The following is a 14,540-nucleotide window of genomic DNA, read 5'->3' on the forward strand; positions in this document are numbered from 1 at the left end:
TGTTTCATTAAAATAGCCGCTTTCTGCGGCATTCATTTTACGGATGGCGCATCCGTCACGGGAAAAGAGATCCAGTTTTTTGCGCAATCAGCAGAAACAACCGATCGCTGTACCGATGCTTCTCCCGGCGGAACAGGCGAGACACCGCCTGGGCCAATGCGGATCTGCGCCGATTCAATTAGCCAACGAGCCGCATTGCTGAAAGAGACACCGTTCAAGGCAAAATACAAAGGATGAATGGCATCATAACCGCGTAACACCAACTGGCCGGTTTCGCCGGAAATATGACTCAGCGAGATATCACGGTAGACGGGAATGTTGTTCCCGATCGCGTGTGCATCATAATGCGTATCAAAGTCGAGCGGCCGCCGGTTCCCCCGCATACAAACATTGTCGTAGCGGATATCACTGACCATTCCGCCCCGGCTGATATCACTTTTGATACGAAGCCCTGAAGTCGTACCGTCAAGCGTCAAATCACGCACCCGAATATCGCTGACACCGCCCACCGTCTCGCTACCAATCGACATGCCGTGTCCCCAATAAAAATGGTTGTCCACTAACAGTACATGACGCGTGGATCCAGCGGTGCCAGCTTTAATCGCCACATTGTCGTCACCGGTTCTGATGAAGCTGTGAGCAATAACGATATCCTGCGACGAAACAGGATCAATGCCGTCGGTATTACGAGCATTCGCGGGTGTATCAATACGTACGCCCCAGAAAGTCGCATTGCGCACATTCTTCAGGGTGACATGGAATCCAGGTGAATTTCGCAGCGTAATGCCGTGAAAAATAATATTTGAGCCATCATCTATTTCAATCAGGCGAGGCACATTCTGCGCCGCACCTTCCGTCTGCGCGCGGCGAGCCAGCTGCCACCATGATTCATCCTCGCCTTTCATCAGCTCACCGCCCTGCCCATCAATAATCCCCTCCCCGACAATACCTCCACCGTCGCTGTTCTTAAAAAGAATAAAGGGCCGACAACCATTCCCCTTATGATCAAGGGTTCCACAGCGCCCATTTTTGTCGTAAACACGTGGGTCAGTATTTGCTGTGAGCATTGCGCCATGTGAAATCCAGAGTGTGACGCCAGATTTCATGGTCAAAGGTCCACTTGAGAAACGACCGGCAAGGAGTTGTAAAGCCTCACCCCGGGGGCAGTGATTAATCGCCGACTGAAGCCGTTGGGTATCGTCGCCTGCTGAATAAGTCTGCCGGGGAGCCAGTTTTGCGCAGATATGCGCGGGCAGTACAGGCTCAGGTAAATCAGGGCTATCCTGGGCCAATATCGTCGCGCTGAACCCTGATACCAGGACGGCTAACATGCCAGCGATTATTACTTTCAAATGACAGCGAAGAATAAACATAATGATCCCGACATCAGAATTATTAACGTATTGTAGCGTCGCCGCGATAAAAAAATGTGGCAAACAGGTGTTCAGTTGAAGTGGCGTTTATGTTTGTTGCGAAAAAAAAGATATAATTTTTCGCCTCTTCATTTTTACAACAGTCAGTGAACAGGCGTTCATTGATTAAATCGCGCTGGCTTTAGCAACTCGTATGGTTTTTTATTTCATGTAAAAGGGAAATTTATGATTATTCATCACTCCCCGGATTTGTAAAAACCCGTCCGGATATGGCATCAAGGGCATTGACAGCATGCTTAACCTCTTCGAAGTCATGATAAAACTGATTATTTATCGGCATATGTTTCAGGATCCCAAGACAATAGTTCAGCGCGTTTAGTGCATTGTGTATCGGGTAAAGACAAAGCATCGCGTTGCTGTCCAGACTGGCCCTGCTTAACAGGCGAATATCCTGTTCAATACCCGCCTTGATAACATCCAGTTTAAAGTGCAGCAACCGCAAGGTGTCAGGCTCCTCGGGTTCCAGGATCAACACGTTAATCAACCCAATGGCTTCTTTAAAATTTTTAATGATAGAGTTAATAAAATTACGCGTTTCAGATGCCATGTTCACTCCGTAAAAAGTCATTAATGCCAACACTGTCACCCGGTATCGTTGATGTTATTCTCCGGAGGCATACAAAAGTAAACTGTATTGCAATATCTGTAAAAACACCGTCGGGACGTTACCCGCGAAGGTTCTCATTTTCATTAGACAAATTTAACATTATAAAATTAAACTTTACTGCAATAACGCTTTTAAATATCGCCAGTGGTATAACGATAAAAGGCTTTCAGCGACATAAAAACCGGGTATCACGTGAACCTGAAGATATCGGTAAATCTGAAATATGACGGAATTGCGTCAATTCGTTTTGCAAATGAGAAAACAGAAGCGCTGTAAGAGGAATCAGATAATGATGAATTATCGTTAATTTCCAGCGCCTGAATTATCGGGTTTGATATTGCCGCCAGCCGACCCTGTCGAATTGAATAATCGTGATGAAATATTTCTTCCGTACCGCATATGCATCCAAAGCGTTAATCAAATCGGTCTGAATGATCAGTAGCCCGAAAACGCTTACCGGCACGGACGCTGAATCGCCTGGCAGCGCAGTAGCGCTCTTCTACCCGGCGCGCTGAATATAGCGCATGGTGTCCAGTAGATTATCCTTCTCGGCTACAGTCAGATTCGGAGACGCTGTTCTCTCAGCCAGCCAGGCCCGCTCAGAATAAGAGAGTTGGCCTGTGCGAAGCCGCTGGCTGATGGTCATGAGCAGATGCTTGTCCAGTTCATTTATACGCTGTCTGATTCCCTCAAGATCCCGTTGGGTGACAGATAAATCTGCTGGCGCAAACCCATCTGCCAGATAGCGATACTGTATCGTTTTACCCGCAGTCATCAACGCACTGATGAACGACTCCACTGACTGAGGTTCCAGCCCGGCTTCTTGCGCCGTGTTCCGCGCCGCCGACAGCACTTTTTCTTCCCGCGCTAAATCCTCCACGGGTAAACCATACTTCGCCTTGTAAGCCGCAACGTCTCTCATTATCTGCATGCGTTCGGTCAGGATTAACGAAAGGGCATTAAGACAGATGGAAGCTGATGCTCCCGCAAAAACGCTTCCGGACATGAGTAGAGTTGATGCGAAATTCTTCATAACCATTCCTCAAAGAAAGGTGAGACATTTAATTTACCCGCGCAAATATAACTAAAGATTACTATTTCGTTTCTGGATGTAAGAGCTTTGTTATAAGCAAAGCCAGCTTTTCCTCGCGCTCGTTACCCCGCAACGCTTATGGCTCCCGCGCTGGCGGCTAACAAGCTCTCTGTTTCAGATACACAATTACGTGATTGACACTGGCTGAACAAAGGCACCTGCGGGAATAAGCGGCAAACCAGGCACCTGAACACATCATTCACTTTTCATTAATTTAATTACGTTATTATTTCATCAAAGCGGCTTTAGGTAAGGAAATGTAACGCGCTGATATCCATGTAGATTCATCAGCGACCCGCAAGACTTTTACGAGGCGGCGATTGAAATGTGGAAAAAACGTTATCAGGCCTTTTGCGCCGGGGCGCTCCGCCGTTTGATGATGACAAAAGCGGTGCAGGTCTGGAGGGGTGTTCGCATTTTCTAAACTAACGCCTCGGATTATTCTGTTTTGTTTGTTATGCCTGAGAAGGTATACCTTGCCGGGAATCCATTTCCAGGCAGGCAGACATGAGCACACATACCCGCATTCGTAAATTCAACACCAAAGACACTTATCCAAATCAGTCGCTTGATAACGATCTTTGCCAGGCCGTGCGCGCAGGCAATACCGTGTACGTTCGCGGCCAGATTGGTACTGATTTCGAAGGCAACCTGGTGGGGCTTGGCGATCCAGCAGCGCAGGCCGAGCAAGCGATGAAGAACGTAAAACAACTGCTGGAAGAAGCGGGCAGCGATCTGTCACACATCGTTAAAACCACCACCTATATCATCGATCCCCGCTACCGCGAACCGGTTTATCAAGTGGTTGGCAAATGGCTGAAGGGTGTATTTCCGATCTCAACCGGGCTGGTCATTTCTGCGCTTGGTCAGCCGCAATGGCTGATGGAAATTGATGTTATCGCGGTGATTCCGGACGACTGGCAGCCGCAATCAGGAGCCTAAAATCATGACGTTATCGATTATCGGACGCTGCGCGCAAACCGGCCAGATCGGCATTGCTATTAGCTCTTCCAGCATCGCGGTCGGCGCGCGCTGCCCCTGGCTGCGCAGCAAGGTTGGCGCGGTATCAACGCAAAACATCACCTTACCGGCGCTGGGGCCGCGCATTCTTGATCGGTTACAGCAAGGCGATGCTGCCGAAACCGCACTGCAGTTCGGGCTCGACACGGATGACTACTTCATGTACCGACAGGTTACCGTGTTGACAGCCAGCGGTGAAAGCGCGTTCTACAGCGGCGAAAAGACGCTGGGCGTCAACCACGCACTGCGTGGGGAGAACTGCGTGGCGGCGGGTAATCTGCTGGCAAATACTGATGTTATTACCGCGATGGTCAACGCCTTCGAACAGCGGTCCGGGCATCTTGCTGACAGGCTCATCGCCGCGATGCAGGCGGGCCTGCAAGCGGGCGGGGAAGCCGGTCCGGTGCATTCGGCGGCGCTGTCGATTGTCGATTCGCCAGTCTGGCCGATTGTTGATTTGCGCGTTGACTGGACCGATGCCGATCCGATTGCTGAACTTAGTAACCTCTGGCACGCCTATAAACCGCAGATGCAGGACTATTTAACCCGCGCACTCGATCCCCGCAGTGCGCCAGGTTATGGCGTGCCAGGCGACGAGTAACCGCAAGGAGATCCGATGATGAGCAGCCGCAAACTGCTGGAACAACTGGTGGCGTTTAACACCACCAGTCGCGAATCTAATCTGGCGCTGATCGACTTTGTTCGTCGCTACTTAACCGGGCTTGGTGTCGAGTGCGAACTGATTCACAACGCCGAAGGCAGCAAAGCGAATCTGTATGCCCGGCTTGGCCCGCCGGGTAGCGGCGGCGTGATGCTTTCGGGCCACAGCGACGTGGTGCCTGTTGACGGGCAGAGCTGGAGCGTTCCCCCTTTTGTACTGACTGAACGAGAAGGCAAACTGTACGGTCGCGGCACGGCGGACATGAAAGGCTTTATCGCCTGCGTGCTGGCTGCTGTCCCCTATTTTCTTACGCAGCCGCTGGCGCAACCGCTGCATCTGGCCATTTCCTATGATGAGGAAGTGGGATGCCTTGGCGTGCGAACCCTGCTGGATGCCCTCTCCCGGCGCCCGGAAAAGCCCGATATCTGCCTGATTGGCGAACCCACCGAACTGCAACCCGTGCTCGGCCACAAAGGCAAGCTCGGCGTGCGCTGTGAAGTACAGGGTGCCGCCTGCCATTCGGCTTACGCACCACAGGGCGTGAATGCCATCGAATATGCCGCAAAGCTTATCCATAAGCTTACGGTGATAGGCCAGCGGCTGGCCGCGCCGGAACATCAGGATGCGCGTTTTGATCCGCCGTTTACCACCGTACAAACGGGCGTCATCCAGGGCGGCCGGGCGCTCAATATCGTGCCTGCCGAATGTACGTTTGACTTCGAGGTACGCACATTGCCGCAGGATAATGCGCAGGAAGTGGCACGGGAACTGGAGAATTACGCGCAGCGCGAACTCCTGCCGCAAATGCACGCCGTGAATGGCGAGGCAGCGATCCGCTTTTATCCCATCAGCGGTTATCCCGGTTTGTATACCGCCGCGCAAAGCGCCGCGGCGCGGCTGCTTGCCCATCTCACCGGTTCTGACGCGTTCAGCACCGTCGCATTCGGTACGGAAGGCGGGTTGTTCCATCAAGCGGGTATTCCCAGCGTGGTCTGCGGGCCGGGCAGTATGGCGCAGGGCCATAAACCGGATGAATTTATCACCATCGAACAGATGGAGGCCTGCGATGCCCTGCTACGTCGTCTTGCGACGTGGATGTGCCAGAAAGCATGACGTTGCCGTCCAACACCATCGCACCGTAAATGCAGGGCGCATCCTGGCCGCCCGGCATTTATCCCCCACTCTTTCACTGCTTTAACTTTTCCAAATGCCAGCTTCAGGAAGCACTAACCGCGTGATGCACGCTTAAGCCGTATGCTGGTGGACAGTATTTGATAGCCCCGTTTCTGGAGATTCCATGGTCAGTGCAGAAGTCACCACATTCCCGCAGCCCGACACGCTGCCCCCCGTCGCGCGAAACGCCAACGTTGCCGTACGGCTTGATGGCGTACTGAAACGCTTTGGCGACGCCATCGCCCTACATAAAATTTCCCTGATGATTGAGGAAGGGGAATTTATTACGCTGCTCGGCCCTTCCGGCTGCGGTAAAACCACGCTGCTGAATCTGATGGCGGGTTTCGCCGAAGCGGATGGCGGCGAGATCTTTATTGATGGCGATCTGGTGACCGATATACCGCCCTGGCAGCGGGAAATCGGCATTGTCTTTCAGAACTACGCGCTGTTTCCGCATATGACAGTCGAGAAGAATGTGGGTTACGGCCTGCGTATGCGCGGTGTGTCCAAAGCCGAGATTGCTGAACGCGTTGAGCAGGCGCTGGCGCTGGTGAAGCTTGCTGGTTACGGCCACCGTAAGCCACGTGAACTGTCTGGTGGCCAGCAGCAGCGTGTGGCGCTGGCCCGCGCGCTGGTCATTCGCCCCAAAGTGCTGCTGCTGGATGAGCCTTTCTCCGCGCTGGATAAAAACCTGCGCCTGTCAATGCAGGTTGAGTTGAAAGCGATTCAGCGCAAACTTGGCGTCACCACCGTCTTCGTGACGCACGATCAGGGGGAAGCGCTGAGCATGAGCGATCGTGTGGTGGTGATGTCGGCAGGCCATGTACGCCAGATCGGCACACCGGATGAGATTTATCGCCGTCCGCAGGATCCGTTTGTCGCGGGCTTTGTCGGTGATGTGAACATTCTGCCGGGGCGCTACGCCGGTCGCGATGGCGATGCAATACTCGATCTGGGCGGTAATGTGCTGCGTCTGCCAGCAGAGCGCGTTCATGCCACGATTGGCGAGCGCCTTGATGTCTACGTCCGTCCGGAAAATATTCAACTGGCCGCGCTTGGCCCGCATTCACTGTTTAGCGCCACGGTTATCGCCCATGTCTTTCAGGGCGATCATGTTGATGTCCATCTTGATGTGCCTGCACTGGGCAACGCCGCGCTGTTTGCACGCCAGTCCGGCCTGAATTCGCTGACGCGCTGGCCAGTCGGTAGTCTGGTTGGCGTGAGTGTCGATGACGAAGGCGTGTGCGCCTTTAGCACGGCAAATCAGGGGTAAGCCGCGATGATACCTGAAATGATGAATGCCGTGATTGCCTGCCGCCCGGGCGGCCCGGAAGTATTAGAGCGCGTACAGCGCCCTGTCCCGCTGCCTGGCGCCGGTGAGGTGCTGATTCGTGTTGCCAGTGCGGGGGTCAATCGTCCCGATATCCTGCAGCGCAACGGTATGCCGCTGCCGCCAGGGGTAACCGATGTGCTGGGGCTGGAAGTCTCCGGCACCGTGGTAGCGCTGGGCGCGGGCGTTGAATTCCCCGCGGTGGGCTCGCCGGTCATGGCGCTGCTCAATGGCGGCGGTTATGCGGACTACTGCGTAGCGCGCGCTGAACTCTGTTTATCCGTGCCAGAAACGCTGCCGCTCGCGCAGGCCGCAGGCGTGCCGGAAGCAGCATTTACCGTGTGGCATAACCTGTTTGAACTGGGGCGTTTGCAGCCGGGCGAAACCGTACTGATTCACGGTGCGGCGAGCGGCGTTGGCACCTTTGCTATTCAGTGTGCGCAGGCATGCGGGGCGCGAGTGATTGCGACGGCTGGCGGGAGTGAAAAGATTGCGGCGCTGCGACAACTCGGTGTATGGCGCGCCATCAACCGCCACAGCGAAGATTTCGTCGCCGTCGTGCTTGCCGCAACCGAAGGACGCGGTGTCGATGTGGTGCTGGATAATGTCGGTGGCGATTACGTGGCGCGCAACCTGAGCGTGTTAGCGCCGGGCGGACGTCATGTCAGTCTTTCATTTATGCAGGGCGCGAAGATTGAACTCGATCTGCAACTGGTGATGCGCAAAGGGCTGAGCCTCACCTCTTCTACCCTGCGCCCCAAAAGCGTGGCCGAGAAAATGCGGCTGGCGCAGTGCATCAGCAAACATCTGTTGCCGCTGATCGCCGCAGGCAAAGTCGCGCCGACGCTGTATCAAACCTTGCCGTTAGCGCAAGCCGCCGACGCCCATCGTATCCTTGAAGCCAACGCCAACATCGGCAAAGTGCTGCTGCAGGTGGCGTCATGATGCAACTCTTTTTTGCCACCACGTCCGCTTATGTACGCAAAGTGATGGTATGCGCAAGCGTACTGGGTCTTGCTGATGAGATAGAACGGCTGGATTCTGCCGCCCATCCGATCGAACGTGACGAACGTATTGCCGTGTTTAATCCTCTGGCAAAAGTACCGGCGCTGCGCACCGAAAACGGGCTCTGTCTTTATGACAGCCGGGTCATCTGCGAATACCTCAACGCGCGGGCCGGGGGCGATTTATTCCCGGCACAGGGCGATGCGCGCTGGAGAAGTCTGGCACGCCAGGCGCTGGGCGACGGGATGATCGATGCCGCATTACTGGCGCGCTACGAATTCAGTGCGCGTCCACCGGAGAAACAGTGGCAGAACTGGGCTGACGCACAGTTGAAAAAAGTCGCCGCCGCACTGGCAGAGATCGAAAGCCAGGTCAGCAGTTTCAGCGCTCATCCCAACGATATCGGGCTGATTGCCATTGGCTGTGCGCTCGGTTATCTCGACTTCCGCTTTGCCGGGCTCAACTGGCGCGCTGGCCACCCGCTTACCGCCGCCTGGTTCGCCCTCTTCGATGCGCATCCGGCAATGGCCGCGACGCGTCCGTATTAATCAGGAGTGTGCATGTCACAGCAGATCTATTTTCTCAATGGGCCGAACGCCAACTTGTATGGGCTGGATAAAAACGGCACCTACGGCAGCGAAAGCTTTGTCAGCATCGAAGCGCGCTGTCAGCGCCGCGCCGCGTCACACGGTGTGATATTGCATTTCCGCCAGAGCAACCATGAAGGTGTGCTGGTTGACTGGATTCAGGAGGCGCGTCAGAACGCAGTGGGATTAATTATCAACGCGGCGGGTTTGACCTACAGTTCGGTACCCATTCTTGATGCGTTACTGATGTTTGATGGTCCAATCATTGAAACGCATATGAGCAACATCTGGAAGCGCGAGCCGTTCCGCCATCACTCTCTGGTTTCGAAAGCGGCAACCGGTGTGATTGCCGGGCTGGGTGCAGTCGGTTACGAGCTGGCGATCGATGCGGTGGTCAACCTGGTGGGAACGCGCGCTGCATGAGTACATTAGTGTTTTACAGCGAATTCGACAGCTTCGAAGAGTGGTCCCATTTACTTACCCCACATTTGCCCGGCGTGACAATTTGCCGCGCCGAAACGGTGCAAAACCCCGATGAGGTGCACTATGCGCTGGCATGGAAGCCGCCTCATGGCTTCTTTGCGCCGTACCGCAATCTCAAACTGTTGGTGAATCTTGGCGCGGGCGTTGATTCGCTGGTGGGACGCGACGATCTGCCGGATATTCCGATAATTCGTCTCTCCGATCCGGATATGGCGCGCATGATGGCCGGTTACGTGCTGTTTGCCGTGCTGCGCTACGCGCGCGATATCCCGGCCTTTGAACGCGCGCAGCGTGAACAGCGCTGGCATTACCTGCATCCACGCAAACCTTCCGACATCCGGGTCGGTGTGCTGGGCCTGGGAGAGTTGGGCGCATATACGGCGCGGGAACTGGTACGACAGGGGTTCGACGTGCGCGGCTGGTCGCGTTCGCCAAAAGCGATGACGGGTATGAAGTGCAGCAGTGGGCTGGCGTCGCTGAATGATTTTCTCAGCCAGAGCGACATTCTGGTGGTCATGCTGCCACTTACACCACACACGGCTGGCTTGCTCAGTGCTGAGCGGCTGTCGCGCCTGCCGTATGGCGCGGCGTTCATTAATGTTTCGCGCGGGGCGATTGTCGATCAGGCGGCGCTGACTGACGCGCTGCGCTCAGGGCAGATCGCTGAAGCTACGCTGGATGTGTTTGACCGCGAACCGCTGCCTTCCTGCGATCCGCTGTGGCGGATGGACAACGTGCTGATCACGCCGCATCTGGCCTCGGTCGCCATCCCTGCCAGCGCCGCACAGCAGGTGGCAGAAAACATCCAGCGCGCCGCACGCGGTGAATCGGTGACCAATCAGGTGTTCCCGGAGCGCGGGTATTAACGGAAAACCACGCAATTTATGGCGCAATGTCTGGCAGCCATGCTGCCGACATTGCTGTACGCGTTAAATTGCGCTGCCAGGCATCAGTCACGCCACCCGCACCACCTGCGGATCGAAATAGCTTGGTGCCGCCATGCCAGGAATATACTGGTCGGAGATAAAAACGCGGCAGCGCTCAGCGAAGGCGTTAACCACCATCGAGTGCTGGGTGTGGGCGGCGGTCGCATAACCGAGTTGCATCGCCCTGTTGGTCCCCGCCAGCCGTACGCGAATCAGGCGTTTGCCATCCTGGGAGAGATGCGCTTTCGGCCGCACGTTGGCGATACCAAACCCCACGCCGTTCGCCACCATCGCACGCACCACTTCCATATTGCTGGAGCGCATTACCACATTCGGCGTCACGCCCGCCTCGCTAAACAGGCCAAGGAAGTATTCACGGCTCCACGGCATATCCAGCAACACCATCGGCATCGTCGCCAGATCCTGAATGGTCACCGCCGATTGCGTCGCCAGCGGATGATGTTCACCCACCATCACATACGGTGGCAACTGTGCCAGCGATGTAAATGCGATGTCGCTGGCGGGGACTAAATCGTAGGTCAGCGCGATATCAATATCGGCGGTGCGTAACTGTTTCAGCAACTGTTCATGGTTGCCTTCGACAAGCGTAATGCGCACACCGGGAAACGCGCGGCCAAAGCCGAACACCAGTTCGGGGGTCAGCATGGGCGCCAGCGTATCCAGACAGCCCACGCGCAGCGGGCCGCGTACATTGTTCATGGATTCCGACGCGATAGTATAGAGGTTCAACATCTGCTCCAGAATGAGCTTCGCCTCTTTCAGAACCTGATGACCGATCGCCGTGAGCGAAACGCCCTGCGCGTGATGGCGCACAAAAAGCTGTACGCCCAGTTCAGATTCGATATGGGTGATAGCAGCAGAGATCGACGGCGACGAAACGTGGATACGTTCTGAAGCGCCAATAATGCTGCCAGCCTCTCCGGAGGCGACAAAATATTCCAGCTGACGCTGGGTAATGCGACTGAGCATGCAGGTTCTCCTGAGATCGCCGACGCGATCATGTCGCGTCAGTCATTCTAATAGTGCTTATTTTCATGCATTTATCATGCCAAACGCTAAATAACAGCATAATTCCCTGGTTTTGTTGTGCCCCCATTCCTTCAGCCTTATCACTGGTTAAGAAAATCCGTTGCAAAGCAGTGCCTTTTTTAGCGTCAGAAATCCTGATGCAACGACGAGGAAAAGGCTGTTTTACGGAATCAACTCGCAACGTCATTATCGATTTCACACCAGGGAACACCGTTTGCACCGTTCCGGCGCGTCGGGTTTCAGATTGCTACAACAGCCATTTCATAAGTGGGGATGAGAATATGTTGCGTAAGATTTGTGCCTTAACGTTGTTGACCACATGCGTGCTCAGCGCGGGCAATGCGATGGCCGCTGACAAGCTGATTGTCAGCACCTGGGGCGGCGGTTTTAAAGATTTGATCGATGAAACCATTGCCAAAGAGTTCACCAAAGAGACCGGCGTAGAAGTGCAGTTTGTCACCGGCGGCACCATTGATCGCCTCAACAAAGCCAAGCTGGCGGGCGGTTCACCTGAAACTGACGTGACCTTTACCACCGCGCATGTGGGCTATCTGTACGCCAACTCAGGCCTGTTTGAAAAACTCGATATGAGCAAAATCCCGAACGCAGCAAACCTGGTGCAACAGGCGAAAGTCAGCCCTTATCACCTCGGCGTGTGGGGCTACGTTTACACCATCGGCTATCGCCCGGACCTGGTGCCCAAAGGTGAAACCTTTACCAGTTGGAACGATCTGTGGAAGCCCGAGCTGAAAGGCACGCTGGCGCTGCCGGACTGGGACCCGAGCCATATCATTGCGGTGGCCGCCAAACTCTCCGGCACCGATGCGGCGCACTGGCAGCAAGGCCAGGCGAAGCTGAAAGCGCTGATCCCGAATATCAAATCTTTCTATACCGATGATGCCAACAGCCAGCAATTAATCTCCACTGGCGAAACCCCGGTACAGGTGATGCTGTCGATGAACGCCTACAACATGATGGCTGAAGGGGTGGACGTCAAACTGGCGATCCCCAAAGAGGGGGCGATTTTGGGCGTCGATACCATTGGTATCAACAAAGGCACCAAACATAGCGATCTTGCATATAAGTTCATGAATATTGCCCTGAAGCCCGAAATTCAGGAGCAAGTGGCAAAGATTTATCACGGCAGCCCAACGGTAACCAACGCGCATATCGATCCTGAACTGGCGAAACTGCCGGGCATGCTCACCACGCCTGCGCAGTGGAATGCCACCATCAATACCGATCCGCAGTTGCGTGCCGAGAAAACCGCAGAGTGGCGTCAGTGGTTCTCTGAAAACATCATGTCTCATTGATTTATCGGGCGGCTTGCGGGCCGCCCGGGTTCTACCGGCAGCACATTACTCAGGCAGCAAGGTCTATGACGAGAAAACCAACATTTTTACCCTGGTTCATAATCCCCGCGACGCTCGCCGCAGTCGGGCTGGTTGTCGCGATGTTCGCGGTGATGCAGTTCAGCGTGCGCGCGTATATTCCCGGTTCGCTCGACGTGGGCGGATTTACGCTGGCGAACTTCAAAGGCCTGTTCAAAAGCATCTATGCCGATGCGTTTATTAACACCGTCATACTGAGCGCGAAAACCGCTATTTTTGGCCTGCTGATGAGTTATCCGCTGGCGTATGCGCTGGTGCGCACCCGTACTACGTGGATCAAATCCGCGATTTTGATTATTGCGATTACGCCGATGTTTCTCGGCGAAGTGGTACGCACCTATTCCTGGATTATCGTGCTGGGTAACAGCGGATTCCTGAATAGTCTGCTGCTGGCGCTGGGCGTCATCTCCACGCCGATTCAGTTTATGTTTACGCAAACCGGCGTGGTGCTGGCGCTGGTGCACGTTACCATGCCCATCATGGTGCTGATGCTGGCGACCGCGTTGTCGCACATCAACCCGGATTATGAGAAAGCCGCCGCCAGCCTGGGCGCAGGGCCGATCCGCACCTTGCTGACCGTGACGATTCCCCTCTCAATTCCCGGCATTGTCTCCAGCCTCACTACCGCGTTTGCCTGGACCTTTAGCGCCTTTGCCACACCGCAGCTTATTGGCGGCGGACGCGTCAGCACCGTGGCGACCATGGTCTATCAGTTGGGTTTCTCGTCGATGAACTTCCCGTTTGCTGCCGCGCTGAGCATCGCCGGTTTGATCCTGACCATCCTGCTGTTGCTGGCGCTCAAACGCATGACCCGATTCCTGCGCACGATGGGAGAGCATTGATATGACCCGTTCGATCAACGACAAACTGACTGTACTGGCGGGCCGCCTGCTGGTTGCCGCTATTCTGCTCTTTGTGATGCTGCCGACTATCGTGGTATTGATCTCCTCGTTCAGCAGTACCGCCGTGTTGTTCTTTCCGCCGAAAGGCTGGTCGCTGCGCTGGTTCGAGCGCGCGGTGAATTACGATGATTTCCGTCATGGCTTCTACTCCGGGTTAATTGTTACCGCATGGGCATCGTCACTGGCGGTGATCATCGGCACCACGCTGGCGATTGCTATCGAACGCTATTCGTTTCCCTGCAAACAGGTGCTGGAAGGGATTTTGCTGTCACCGCTGTTTATCCCGCACTTCACCATTGGCCTGGGCCTGCTGATGCTGGTGTCGCAACTCAACCTGGGGCGCGGTTATCCGCTGGTGATTTTCTGCCACATCGTGCTGGTCCTGCCGTTTGTGCTGCGCAGCGTTTATGTGTCGATAAAAAACCTTGAACAGCGCATTGAACTGGCGGCGGCAAGCCTTGGCGCATCGCCGTTGCGCGTGGTGTGGACCATCACCGTGCCGCTGATTTTGCCGGGCCTGTTTGGCGGCTGGCTGTTTGCCGCGATCCTCTCGTTTAACGAATTTACCGCGTCGTTGTTTATTACTACCCAGGCAACACAGACCTTACCGGTGGCAATGTACAACTATGTGCGTGAATTTGCTGACCCAACACTGGCAGCCCTGTCGGTCATTTATATTGCCGTCACCGCCACGTTATTAATTATCGCCAATAAGTTTTTAGGCCTGGGGAAAATATTGAATATTGAGACCAGACATTAATTAACCGTGAATGAAGGCGCACTGGATTTTCCCGTGCGCTGCCTTTAAGACGCCTGATTATCATTAATACGACACCCGATTACGCTTCGCGATAAAATTATCGAGGGTCGCCTGAATTT

At 54.8% G+C, this 14,540-nt stretch carries 15 protein-coding genes; 11 read left to right on the forward strand and 4 right to left on the reverse strand.

What is annotated here, in order from left to right:
* Positions 1–32 precede the first annotated feature (32 nt).
* From DK872_RS15585 to aroQ, 3 genes are all read right to left on the reverse strand, one after another.
* A complete protein-coding gene (locus DK872_RS15585; protein ID WP_161518513.1) occupies positions 33–1,373 on the reverse strand; it encodes a glycoside hydrolase family 28 protein in 1,341 nt (446 codons plus the stop codon).
* Between the two features lie 229 nt (positions 1,374–1,602).
* A complete protein-coding gene (locus DK872_RS15590) occupies positions 1,603–1,980 on the reverse strand; it encodes a hypothetical protein (protein WP_007371835.1) in 378 nt (125 codons plus the stop codon).
* A 559-nt stretch (positions 1,981–2,539) separates the two neighbouring features.
* The gene (gene aroQ / locus DK872_RS15595) at positions 2,540–3,073 is read right to left on the reverse strand and encodes a gamma subclass chorismate mutase AroQ (RefSeq protein WP_035888512.1); all 534 of its coding nucleotides are present in this window, start codon (positions 3,071–3,073) and stop codon (positions 2,540–2,542) included.
* Between the two features lie 567 nt (positions 3,074–3,640).
* On the opposite strand from aroQ, the gene DK872_RS15600 reads away from it, so the two are divergent.
* The 8 genes from DK872_RS15600 (at position 3,641) to DK872_RS15635 (ending at position 10,258) form a co-directional block, all read left to right on the forward strand.
* The gene (locus DK872_RS15600) at positions 3,641–4,075 is read left to right on the forward strand and encodes a RidA family protein (RefSeq protein ID WP_007371833.1); all 435 of its coding nucleotides are present in this window, start codon (positions 3,641–3,643) and stop codon (positions 4,073–4,075) included.
* Between the two features lie 4 nt (positions 4,076–4,079).
* Positions 4,080–4,754 (forward strand): DUF1028 domain-containing protein, encoded by a 675-nt coding sequence (locus DK872_RS15605; protein WP_071920896.1) that lies wholly within the window; start codon positions 4,080–4,082, stop codon positions 4,752–4,754.
* Positions 4,755–4,769: 15 nt separating this feature from the next.
* Positions 4,770–5,927: an acetylornithine deacetylase gene (argE, locus tag DK872_RS15610; protein WP_071920897.1), complete on the forward strand. Its 1,158-nt coding sequence runs from the start codon at positions 4,770–4,772 to the stop codon at positions 5,925–5,927.
* 184 nt (positions 5,928–6,111) lie between these two features.
* Positions 6,112–7,260, forward strand: a complete 1,149-nt coding sequence (locus tag DK872_RS15615) for an ABC transporter ATP-binding protein (RefSeq protein ID WP_090396725.1) — start codon at positions 6,112–6,114, stop codon at positions 7,258–7,260.
* Between the two features lie 6 nt (positions 7,261–7,266).
* Positions 7,267–8,262, forward strand: a complete 996-nt coding sequence (locus DK872_RS15620; protein ID WP_090396723.1) for an NAD(P)H-quinone oxidoreductase — start codon at positions 7,267–7,269, stop codon at positions 8,260–8,262.
* Positions 8,259–8,870, forward strand: coding sequence for a glutathione S-transferase N-terminal domain-containing protein (locus tag DK872_RS15625; RefSeq protein ID WP_107146692.1), 612 nt, complete (start codon positions 8,259–8,261; stop codon positions 8,868–8,870). Before DK872_RS15620 ends, DK872_RS15625 begins: the two co-directional genes overlap by 4 nt.
* Before the next feature lie 12 nt (positions 8,871–8,882).
* Complete coding sequence (locus DK872_RS15630; protein WP_007371827.1) at positions 8,883–9,332, forward strand: type II 3-dehydroquinate dehydratase; 450 nt, start codon at positions 8,883–8,885, stop codon at positions 9,330–9,332.
* A complete protein-coding gene (locus DK872_RS15635; RefSeq protein WP_202626055.1) occupies positions 9,329–10,258 on the forward strand; it encodes a glyoxylate/hydroxypyruvate reductase A in 930 nt (309 codons plus the stop codon). The genes DK872_RS15630 and DK872_RS15635 overlap by 4 nt, the downstream gene beginning before the upstream one ends.
* Positions 10,259–10,345: 87 nt before the next feature.
* On the opposite strand, the gene DK872_RS15640 is transcribed toward DK872_RS15635, so the two are convergent.
* Positions 10,346–11,308: a LysR family transcriptional regulator gene (locus DK872_RS15640; protein ID WP_007371825.1), complete on the reverse strand. Its 963-nt coding sequence runs from the start codon at positions 11,306–11,308 to the stop codon at positions 10,346–10,348.
* 341 nt (positions 11,309–11,649) lie between these two features.
* Between DK872_RS15640 and DK872_RS15645 the strand changes: the two genes are divergently transcribed.
* The 3 genes from DK872_RS15645 to DK872_RS15655 all read left to right on the forward strand — a co-directional run bounded on the left by DK872_RS15645 (position 11,650) and on the right by DK872_RS15655 (position 14,421).
* Positions 11,650–12,681, forward strand: a complete 1,032-nt coding sequence (locus DK872_RS15645; protein WP_035888522.1) for a PotD/PotF family extracellular solute-binding protein — start codon at positions 11,650–11,652, stop codon at positions 12,679–12,681.
* Positions 12,682–12,746: 65 nt separating this feature from the next.
* Complete coding sequence (locus DK872_RS15650) at positions 12,747–13,601, forward strand: ABC transporter permease (RefSeq protein ID WP_007371822.1); 855 nt, start codon at positions 12,747–12,749, stop codon at positions 13,599–13,601.
* Position 13,602: 1 nt separating this feature from the next.
* Positions 13,603–14,421, forward strand: coding sequence for an ABC transporter permease (locus DK872_RS15655; protein ID WP_071920901.1), 819 nt, complete (start codon positions 13,603–13,605; stop codon positions 14,419–14,421).
* Positions 14,422–14,540: the final 119 nt, after the last annotated feature.

This window comes from Kosakonia sp. MH5 (assembly GCF_009935945.1).
GTDB lineage: Bacteria > Pseudomonadota > Gammaproteobacteria > Enterobacterales > Enterobacteriaceae > Kosakonia > Kosakonia radicincitans.

What these genes read in the sequence shown, in the direction of transcription:
- DK872_RS15630 (WP_007371827.1), top strand. Translation starts at nt 8,883, where the DNA reads ATGTCACAGCAGATCTATTTTCTCAATGGGCCGAACGCCAACTTGTAT.
- DK872_RS15590 (WP_007371835.1), bottom strand. Translation starts at nt 1,980, where the DNA reads ATGGCATCTGAAACGCGTAATTTTATTAACTCTATCATTAAAAATTTT.
- DK872_RS15600 (WP_007371833.1), top strand. Translation starts at nt 3,641, where the DNA reads ATGAGCACACATACCCGCATTCGTAAATTCAACACCAAAGACACTTAT.
- DK872_RS15620 (WP_090396723.1), top strand. Translation starts at nt 7,267, where the DNA reads ATGATACCTGAAATGATGAATGCCGTGATTGCCTGCCGCCCGGGCGGC.
- argE (WP_071920897.1), top strand. Translation starts at nt 4,770, where the DNA reads ATGATGAGCAGCCGCAAACTGCTGGAACAACTGGTGGCGTTTAACACC.
- DK872_RS15625 (WP_107146692.1), top strand. Translation starts at nt 8,259, where the DNA reads ATGATGCAACTCTTTTTTGCCACCACGTCCGCTTATGTACGCAAAGTG.
- DK872_RS15645 (WP_035888522.1), top strand. Translation starts at nt 11,650, where the DNA reads ATGTTGCGTAAGATTTGTGCCTTAACGTTGTTGACCACATGCGTGCTC.
- DK872_RS15640 (WP_007371825.1), bottom strand. Translation starts at nt 11,308, where the DNA reads ATGCTCAGTCGCATTACCCAGCGTCAGCTGGAATATTTTGTCGCCTCC.
- DK872_RS15635 (WP_202626055.1), top strand. Translation starts at nt 9,329, where the DNA reads ATGAGTACATTAGTGTTTTACAGCGAATTCGACAGCTTCGAAGAGTGG.
- DK872_RS15585 (WP_161518513.1), bottom strand. Translation starts at nt 1,373, where the DNA reads ATGTTTATTCTTCGCTGTCATTTGAAAGTAATAATCGCTGGCATGTTA.
- DK872_RS15615 (WP_090396725.1), top strand. Translation starts at nt 6,112, where the DNA reads ATGGTCAGTGCAGAAGTCACCACATTCCCGCAGCCCGACACGCTGCCC.
- DK872_RS15650 (WP_007371822.1), top strand. Translation starts at nt 12,747, where the DNA reads ATGACGAGAAAACCAACATTTTTACCCTGGTTCATAATCCCCGCGACG.
- DK872_RS15605 (WP_071920896.1), top strand. Translation starts at nt 4,080, where the DNA reads ATGACGTTATCGATTATCGGACGCTGCGCGCAAACCGGCCAGATCGGC.
- DK872_RS15655 (WP_071920901.1), top strand. Translation starts at nt 13,603, where the DNA reads ATGACCCGTTCGATCAACGACAAACTGACTGTACTGGCGGGCCGCCTG.
- aroQ (WP_035888512.1), bottom strand. Translation starts at nt 3,073, where the DNA reads ATGAAGAATTTCGCATCAACTCTACTCATGTCCGGAAGCGTTTTTGCG.